Here is an 8,800-nt window from a genome sequence, read left to right as displayed (position 1 = left end):
ACGCCCCATGCACATCGAACCACCAAAACAGTCGGAAATACCTATACCTACATGGGCGTCTACAATGAATACTTCGAAAAGTTACTGTTTATGGACGGACACTAGCTAGCCGGCAGCCAATGAGGTAGCGAGTTGAACCGGCGCCAAGCATCACACGAGTTCCTCGGCAGATTGCGACGAGGGGTGTATCTCCGGAACGGTGAAAACCGGCACCTCGCCCTTGAAGCCTTGGAGTTCAAAAGCGCCCGCCTGGACAACCGGCATCGATGCTCCTTGGGCAAATCCGGGACCAAGCACCAAAGGGATGCTCAGCTTTTTGGTCGTTGACTCGAGCCGTGCCGTGCGGTTCACCGGCGAGCCGATCGCAGTGTAATCGAAGCGCCGTTCGGAGCCGAAATTCCCTACGGAGCAGATGCCAGTCTCGATGGCGACGCCGATTTCGATAGCGGGGTGCCCGCGCGCGGTGAACGCGGGGTTTTCGCGCTTCACCCGTTCGATCAGGGCAAGCCCCGCTTCGAGCGCGCGCTCGCGATGATCTGGCTGATCAAGCGGCGCGTTCCAGAAAGCTAGCACGGCATCGCCCATGAACTTATCGATGGTCCCGTCGCGCTTGAGTATCTCATCGGTCGCAAGGCCGAGGAATTGGTTGACCACCTTTCCGATTTCCTGGGCATCGAGTTGTTCGCTCATCGCCGTGAAGCCGCGTATGTCACTCAGCAGGATTGTGATCTCGCGCTTCTCCCCGGACAGGATCGCTTCGGTATCCGAATTTGCGAGGCGTTGTACCACGGAGGGCGACAGATATTGCGAAAACTGCCGTGCCAGGGTTGACCGACGCTGCTCGCTGCGCCTGTAAAGGGCATAGCCTTCGAAGCCGGCTACGAGGATCGTCGCAAGCGCCGGCTGCAGTGGGTCATAGAGCGCACCCTGCAGGCTGTATTCGAGAACGCCAAACACGAAGGGCGTGGCAGCCAGGAGCGCCAGAGCGAGTACGCCAAGCGCGACGCGCTCGGCGAGCACTCCGGAAAGCCCGATGAAAACGATGCCACTGAGGACCAACCACAGCCGCTCCACCGTACGCGCTTGCGTTGGCTCAGCAAGATAGCGCCCGGCAAGCATCTGGCCGATTGCATCTGCGTGGATGTCCACGCCTGGTCGCGCCGAACGCGCCGGGGTGGGCAGATACTGCGTCAATCCCACGGCTGACAGATCAACAATGGCAATCGCGTTCCGCAGCAGCGGATCGCCGCGACCCGAAAGGATATCACTGGCAGATATGCGCGGCGTATTGGTGTCGGTTTCCCAGAGGCGGATGCTGCCCTGCGGCTCGAGTGGCACAATGGTGCCGGCCATCCTGAGCGCGTCAAACCCGCTGTCATTCATCCGGGCCACGTAGCCGTTCTCTCTGGCGTAGAGGCGCAGGAGTTCGAGCGTGAAGGACGGCCAGAGCTGCACGCCTTGAGCCGTATTTCGGAGCCAGAGCAGCGGCACATGGCGTAATACGCCGTCGGGATCGGGCAGAGTGCGAATTACGCCGAGGCCTGCAGCGGCGCTCGAGAAATCAGGAAGCGAGCCTGTCAGACCGGTGAAGCCAGGAAGCGTCTCGGGTACTTGCCCGACGATCGACCAGCCGGCTTTGGGCTCTGCTTCTGATACGGTCGCCTCATTGCCCAGGCTGACGGCGAGCGCCGTTCGATTTTTCGCAAGCGCGCTGGCGAGGCGCTTGTCTCCGGCGATGCCATCAGGAGAGATGTCAGCCTCGGGCAGCACCAGCGCGAGCCCGATCACCGCGGCACCGGACTCGGCGACACCATCGACCAGATCGGCCAAAAGGCCACGGTTCCAAGGCCATCGCCCGTATGCCTTAAGGCTCGCGTCGTCTATCGAGACAATCACAACAGGATTGCTCGTCGCCTGGCGCGGGGCGAGGGACTGGTAGAGGTCGTACGTGCGCTCGCGCAGGCGCGACAGCGGCCCGTCGAAAGCAAAATGGCAAGCGAGCAGCAAGAGTACGACCGCAAGACCAGGTATTTTCCGCCTGGCAGCCCGCCGCCAATCAAGCGATAGGCTCATGCCGGTCGGCCGGCCTTACCGGCAGTCGGGAAAGCAGTCATCATCCTCATCATCCACCCCGCTGCCTACAGGGGGCGTTGGGCTGTCAGGGAACTCCATGGCCACGCCGGGCAATGCGCCGTCGGTGGACTTGCAGGCTTTGAGCGAATTGCCGAGTGCTGACGCACAAATCGCGCTTATGTTCAACCCCGGACCCGGTTCGCCTGGCAGGCCGGTGCCGGCTATCCGATCGATGCTGTCCAATATCGGGAAGGCGTCGATACCGCCGTAGCCGGTCAGCAGTTTGTCATTGTCCGACGTGCAGGCGTGGCCCGGGTTTGTGATCACGAGCTTGCGGCCATTCATCATGCAGGTCATGCGGCCGGCGCGCAGTATGCCGACGGTCTGACCGGCTATCACAAGCACTTCGATGATGCCGCCTCTGGCTCCGAGCACCATGTGCGGCGTCACAACTTGCATGTCGCCGCCCTTCGAAACCTGACCACCGTAGAAACGGGCCAGGCCGCTCTTCATCCCGATGTCGATCCTTCCTGATCGGGACCCCGGATTGTAGACGAATTCATCGATCGTCAGGCTGGTGTTCGGACCAATCTTGGCGCTCGACTCGTCCCGGAACACGAGCATTCCGAGACCGGTGACATTGCTGCGCAGCTGGTCGCCGAGTTCGACGCCAGCGCCGATGTTCATCGCCTCGCCGTCATTGCGGATGATGTTGGTCTGGTAGGCCGTCATGGACCCGACCGTTTCAGCGACAGATGGTGCCGCAAAGGCAAGGCAGGCGATACAAGTGGCTATCTGACGATACATGGTCCTCATCGCGGCCTCTTTCAGTTGAGCGTCAACGTGTAGCTCACGAGCAGTTCGAATGAATTTCGGTCGCCGCTGGCGATCTCGAAGTCGGTTTCACGATAGGCGAGGTCGACACTGACCTTCTGCGACTCCGTGAGCTGAAAATCGCTTTCCGAGGCAATGCGCCAGAAGTCGCTCTCTATGTTCGTGCCGATGCCGAAGGACAAGTCGGGAGTGTCGCCGTGGCCGGCCGAGGCGGCGACCTGGTGAGACCATACGAAAAGGTCTGGGACTTCCATTACCACGCCGCCGTAGCGGACCTCTCCCATGTAGCTGCTGCCGATCTCGCCAGCTCCGGAGGCGAAGTCAGTCGAGCCGACCAGGCGCAGTCCGAGCGCCTGGCCATTGCGGAAGCGGTAGCTGCCGCCTGCCTCATAGAAGACCCTGCTATCGGCGAAGATGCCTTTCGAGCCGCTTAGATCGATGTAGCCGGCACCTGCAAAAAGCGTCGTCTCAACGGTGGGGCGCACGAGGACGCGCCCATTTAGACCGACGCCGGTCTCGTTGATATCGCTGTCGAAGCGCTCTGTAACGGCGAACGCGGAAAGTAGCAGCCGTAGCGAATCGATCCCGCTGTTGGGCAGTCCCTTGTCCAAGGTAATGGCGGTGTTACCGAGGATAAACGTCTCCTCGGTACCGGGAACCGACAGGTCTTTGGTGAAAAAGCGCTCTGTCGCTGCCAGCGAGCCCGAGAGGACAAGTGCATCAGCACTTGGCGTGCCGAGATCCCATCGGACAAAGCCGTCCGCCCGCCCATAGGGCGAGACCAAGGTGCGGTCGTCTTCGGCCCCGCCCGGTTCAAAATCGGTGGATTCGCTGAACATACCGCCAGTCAGAGCGATTTCCCAGGTGACGCCAAGTAACGCGCGCTCGATGCGGGCGAGCAGGCGAACGGCTTCCTGTTGCTCATCCGCGGACAGATCCCCGACCTCGAGGCCGTACTGCACCTGCCGCCGGGCCAATTCATAGGAGCCGACGTGATAATACAACCGGCTGGCCGAGAGCCGGGCGCGCGCATCGCGAGGATATTTGATGAGATACTGCTCGATCGACGAGATCGCCTGATCGTACTGCCCTGCGTTGACGGCAACTGTGACGAATTGAGCTAGCGCTCCGTTGTCGGTCGGATTGGCAATGCGGGCCGAAAACGCATCGTCATAGACCGGATAGAGACCTTGTGCGCCGGTCGGCAATATGCCGGTACAAAGCAGCGCCGCGGCGAAGCCGAGGATCATTGAAAACGAGGAATGCATGCCGAGAACCCACCCCAACCCGACTAGTGCAGCGGATCTAGCACGCCTACACGACAAAAAGCGACAGAACTGTCAGGAAACCTCCGAGTCTTCAGCAGCTGTTGCAGCTGCGCAACAAACTATCGGGTTCATTCGCATTTCGCCTACGCTGGTTGGTCAAAGATCTTCTCAGCGTTGCTGGGTTTCCAGCAAGTATTCCCTACAAACGGCAACTAAGCCAAATCATAATCAGCCGTGGATTGCGCAGGCGACAAGATCAATATTGTTTGCGCGATTCTGCACGTATCTGGCCGCCGCCTGCGCATCAGAGTCACATGTAGCTCATCCGAAGGTCTTCCGTCGCGTTGCGCAAGCGGTCGGAGAACTGGCGGCCGATGCTTCTCAGGACGCCTGCGCAATGTGCGGCCCGGCTAATGATAGGCGGTGATCCCGCCAACGCCATCTTGATGCCGGCACGCGTCCGCGGACGCGACCTACGGCACGAGCATGGTGGCCAGTCCCAGCATCAGGCCCATGCCTACGATATCGGTCACGGTGGTCAGGAAGATGGCCGAAGCCACGGCCGGATCGGCGCCGACCCGCCGCAGGCCCAACGGGATCAGCACGCCGGAGATCCCGGACATGAGGCACGATCCGGACATTGCGAGCAGGATCACAAGTGCCAGCGTGGGCGCCTGGGATGCCGACTCCGGTTGCCGCGACGCGTAGAACCACATGGCCGCGGCCGCCACGAGACCGACGAGCACGCCGTTGGCGATCCCGAGCACCCCCTCCCTCAGAATCAGGTGCAGCTTCGGTCGTTTGTCCACATCCCCTAAGGCGAGACCACGCAACGTCATGGCCAGTGCCTGGCAGCCGGTGTTTCCGCTCTGCCCGGCCAGCACCGGGAGGAACGCCGCCAACGCGACGATCTTCTCGATCGTGCCCGTGAACGAACTGACCACGAAAGCCGCCATGAAGGCCGTCAGCAGGTTGAGCTGCAGCCACGGATGACGTTTCAAGAAGGCTGAAAACAGCGGCGTGAAAGAACGCTCCTCCTTCTGGACACCCACCATCTGGCCAGGCTGGGCAGAAATCTCGATGATTTGCTGCTCGAACAGCCGCCAGCCGCGAACCTGCCCGAGCAGCCGGTTCTCCACGTCCACCACGGGATAGACGGGGTAGTGACGGCGTACCGCCGCCTTGCAGGCTTCGCCCAAAGGCATATCGACGTGAAGGGCGAACGGTTTCGGCAGCATGATCTGATCCACGGTGGCGGCCGGTTCGCTCAGCATCAGATCGCGCAGGACCACCAGGCCAACGAGTTTGTCGCCCTCGTCCGAGATGTAGAGGTAAGTCAACTCGGTCGGCACCTGCGCGCGCCTGACGGCCTCCACCGCGGCGGCTACCGTCGTCCCGACAGGAACGCTGGCGGGGATCGGGTCCATCAGCTCGACGACGGATCCGGGGACCATGATATCCTTGCCGTCGCTATGAGGCTTGATAGGCCTCATATCCGGAGGCAAATGCTCCGCCACCTTCCGGGCATGCGTATCCGGCAACAACTTTAATACGTCTCGGATGAACTCGGGAGACTCTCGGGCAAGCAATTCAGCCGCGTCGTCAGGTGCTCGAGCACGCAGCGTGCGCACCGACTTCTCAACGTCGTTCTCTTGCCTCATCTGTCCCCCAACCTCTAAGTTACGCCTCCGTGTAGACGGGAGCGGTTTCGCTCTGCCCTGCGCGCAGTGGCTCAGCGCTCGGATCCGGAAAATCTTCGCCTTCTCAGGACGCCGAGTAGACCAACAATCTGAGCCATTGCGTGGGTGCATACAAGCGGGCTGTAACGTCAGCGTGTCGCCAAGAGAATTGTCGTGTTGCCGAACTTCACCCATCGTTTCCTGGGCTCTGCGAGCACGTCGCAACCCATCAATGAAGTAAGGTTGGCAATGGGCCGTCGTGGCCCTGCTCACTGGGATGCGCTCAGCCGGACAGTTCGCGGTGTGGACGGCCGCGCTTCAACCTGGGAAGATGGTGAAACCGCCATCGACGCGGATGACCTGCCCGTTGATGAAACGCGCGCGCGGACCGGCGAGGAAGGCCACCGCTTCAGCGATCTCTTCAGGCTCGGCATACCGGTTCAGCGTTTTTTTGCTCGAGTCCATGCGCTCCGGATCGACTACGCGGCTCGCCTGGAATCGTGCCGTCTTGGTGGCGCCGGGGCTAACCGCATTGATGCGCACGCCATCGTCGATCAATTCCTTGGCGAGGCAGCGCGTATAATGGACGACGGCCGCCTTGAGGGTGGAGTAGACCACCTCCGGCGAGCATCCGATATGCGCTGCCGCCGAGGCAATGTTGATCACCGAGCCTGAGCCGCGCTTGACCATAGGCGGAATGAACGCCTGGCAGACCAGCATCGTGCCGATGAGATTGTTCTCCGTCAGAACCTTGATGTCATCATAGTCGATGTCGAGCGCGTTGTTGGGACTGGGCTTCACCCCCTTGGCGCCGATGTCCCCGCCGGCGCAGTTGACCAGAACATGCACATCGCCGAGGTCCGCCTCGATCTTGCTCTTCATTTCGGCGACGGCTTGCCTGTCGCCGATGTTGCCCGTAACCGCGGTTACCCGTGTCCCATGCCTTTCCAAACCCCTGGCGGATTCGCCGAGGTCTGCGAATTCGCCATATTGCGACGGCCGGGTCCAATCGAGATCATGGATCGCAATGTTTGCGCCAAGTTCGGCCAGGCGTTCGGCCATGACGCGGCCAAGGCCGCGTCCCGAGCCGGTCACGAAGGCGGTCAGGCCGCTGAGTTCTCGCGCAGTCATGCTGATTTCTCTATTGCAATGAAATCGAACTTCTTCATGTTGGCGGCGCTGCGCCGGATCATGTCGAGCTCATACGAAACGAGCGCGCCGTCATCGTCGCGCTCCCATGGCGTCCGGTAGTCGGCGTCGTCAGCAAGGCGGTTTACGCGCGCGGCACTCAGGCAGGCGGCAAAGTCGCGCGCGGTCTTCGGCGCATATCCGTTCCACCAGTCGTCGGTGAGACAGCGAACGTGGCGTGCCTCCAGTGCGCCTGGCTCAAGCACGGCGGTCAGCGTGTCGTGGTGCTCGGCGAGGATGGCTGCCAGTTCGGCGAAAGGCACGGCGCCGTCGCCGATCGCGCAGCGGACCAGACGGTAGCCCTCATCGGTGAACTGCACGCGATAGTCCTTGAGGTGAACGTGGCGGACGTGCGGCGCGATCCGCCGCGTGAAGGCAAGCGGCGCCTCGCCGACAGGGAACGTGTTGCCGGTGTCGTAGGTGATGCCGACGCCCGGCCCGCCGAGTTCGCAGAACGCGACCAGTTCGTCGCTGCCGAAGTCCTGATGGTTCTCGATGCCGAGCACCCGGCCCTCAGCCGCCGCACGCGGCCCCCATTCCGTCAAGGCAGCGCGGATCGTCGCATTGAACTCGCTCCATTTCCCACCCCACAGGTTGCGGTCGCCGCACAGGACGGGGGTCAGCGCGATACGGATCGTTGTCGCCTCGAGCAGGCGCGCCGCCCGAAACGCACTGTCCAACGGACCTGCCACGAGAAGTCCGCCACTGACCACCGGGTTGATGTCGAGCGCCGCCAGACGCCTGCGCAGGTCGACGATTTCGGCGTCCGGCAAGTCGGTCAACCACGGTTCATAGATCTCGAGCGTGCGTGCGCCCAGTTCCTGCGCGAGCGCTATGAAGCCTTCCAGCCCCGTCCCATCCGGATTGTGCCGCGGTGTGCCGCGTCCCTGCAGGCCGAGAGTGTAGGTCAGTCCGTAAGGGTTGAGGCCGAGACGAAACATCAGCTTGGCAGTCCCGTTGAAAGATTCGGAAGCGATCGCATCAGCGCAGACCGGCATCGACGGCGATGGACTGCTTCGTGATCATGCGGCTGTCATCGGCGGCAAGGAAGAGCACGGTCCGTGCAATCTCCTCGCCCAGCAGGACGCGGCGGATCAATTGCCGCTGCACCGTCTGGTCGATTGCGTCCTGGGTCTTGAACCACAGCTGGCGCTGCCGCTCGGTGATGACAGCGCCGGGTTCGACTGCATTGACGCGGATGTTGTCGGATCCAAACGACCGCGCCAGTGCGCGCGTCAGCGCCACAACGGCACCCTTGGCGGTGGCATAGGCCACCATCTGGTCCGCGCCGAAACGCCAGGCGATGGATGAGAAGTTTATGATCGAGCCGAAGCCGAGTTCCTTCATATGCGGATGCACCGCCTGCGCGGCGAAGAAGTGATGCCGGAGATTGACGTCGAAGCTGCGGTCCCAATATTCGGCTGTCACCCCGTCAACGGGTTGGCGCTGATCATCGGCAGCGTTGTTCACCAGGACGGCGACCGGACCAAGACGCGCGCGCACGTCTTCTACCGACGCCTGCAGCGCAGCGATGTCGGTGACATCGCAATGGAGGTACACCGGGGCCTGTTTGGCGACGCCACCAAGCTCGCGCACCAGCGCTTCCGCAGGCCCATCCTGCACATCGAGAAAGCAAACGCGGGCGCCATTCGCCACGAAAGCGCGGACCATATCGGCCCCGATCCCGGAGGCGCCGCCGGAGATCAGCACGACGCGATCGGTCAAGCTCGGGTAAGTCGCGAATTGCATGGACATCAG

7 protein-coding genes are annotated in these 8,800 nt (G+C 62.0%); all 7 read right to left on the bottom strand.

Going from position 1 to position 8,800, the window contains the following annotated elements; translation table 11 throughout:
- Positions 1-150: 150 nt before the first annotated feature.
- The 7 genes from BQ8794_RS10635 to BQ8794_RS10605 all read right to left on the bottom strand — a co-directional run bounded on the left by BQ8794_RS10635 (position 151) and on the right by BQ8794_RS10605 (position 8,797).
- Positions 151-2,073 (bottom strand): CHASE2 domain-containing protein, encoded by a 1,923-nt coding sequence (locus BQ8794_RS10635; RefSeq protein WP_077376637.1) that lies wholly within the window; start codon positions 2,071-2,073, stop codon positions 151-153.
- Between the two features lie 15 nt (positions 2,074-2,088).
- A complete protein-coding gene (locus BQ8794_RS10630) occupies positions 2,089-2,760 on the bottom strand; it encodes a FecR domain-containing protein (RefSeq protein ID WP_167378696.1) in 672 nt (223 codons plus the stop codon).
- 140 nt (positions 2,761-2,900) lie between these two features.
- Positions 2,901-4,175, bottom strand: coding sequence for a tetratricopeptide repeat protein (locus BQ8794_RS10625; RefSeq protein ID WP_143744516.1), 1,275 nt, complete (start codon positions 4,173-4,175; stop codon positions 2,901-2,903).
- 473 nt (positions 4,176-4,648) lie between these two features.
- Positions 4,649-5,836: a magnesium transporter gene (locus BQ8794_RS10620; protein ID WP_077376627.1), complete on the bottom strand. Its 1,188-nt coding sequence runs from the start codon at positions 5,834-5,836 to the stop codon at positions 4,649-4,651.
- Positions 5,837-6,172: 336 nt separating this feature from the next.
- Positions 6,173-6,985, bottom strand: coding sequence for an SDR family NAD(P)-dependent oxidoreductase (locus BQ8794_RS10615; protein ID WP_077376623.1), 813 nt, complete (start codon positions 6,983-6,985; stop codon positions 6,173-6,175).
- Positions 6,982-7,983 (bottom strand): sugar phosphate isomerase/epimerase family protein, encoded by a 1,002-nt coding sequence (locus BQ8794_RS10610; protein WP_077376659.1) that lies wholly within the window; start codon positions 7,981-7,983, stop codon positions 6,982-6,984. Before BQ8794_RS10610 ends, BQ8794_RS10615 begins: the two co-directional genes overlap by 4 nt.
- Before the next feature lie 40 nt (positions 7,984-8,023).
- Positions 8,024-8,797, bottom strand: coding sequence for an SDR family NAD(P)-dependent oxidoreductase (locus tag BQ8794_RS10605; RefSeq protein WP_077376620.1), 774 nt, complete (start codon positions 8,795-8,797; stop codon positions 8,024-8,026).
- Positions 8,798-8,800: the final 3 nt, after the last annotated feature.

Origin of the sequence: Mesorhizobium prunaredense (assembly GCF_900156895.1) — a bacterium.
Classification (GTDB): domain Bacteria; phylum Pseudomonadota; class Alphaproteobacteria; order Rhizobiales; family Rhizobiaceae; genus Mesorhizobium; species Mesorhizobium prunaredense.
This window is presented reverse-complemented; position numbering and strand designations above follow the sequence as displayed.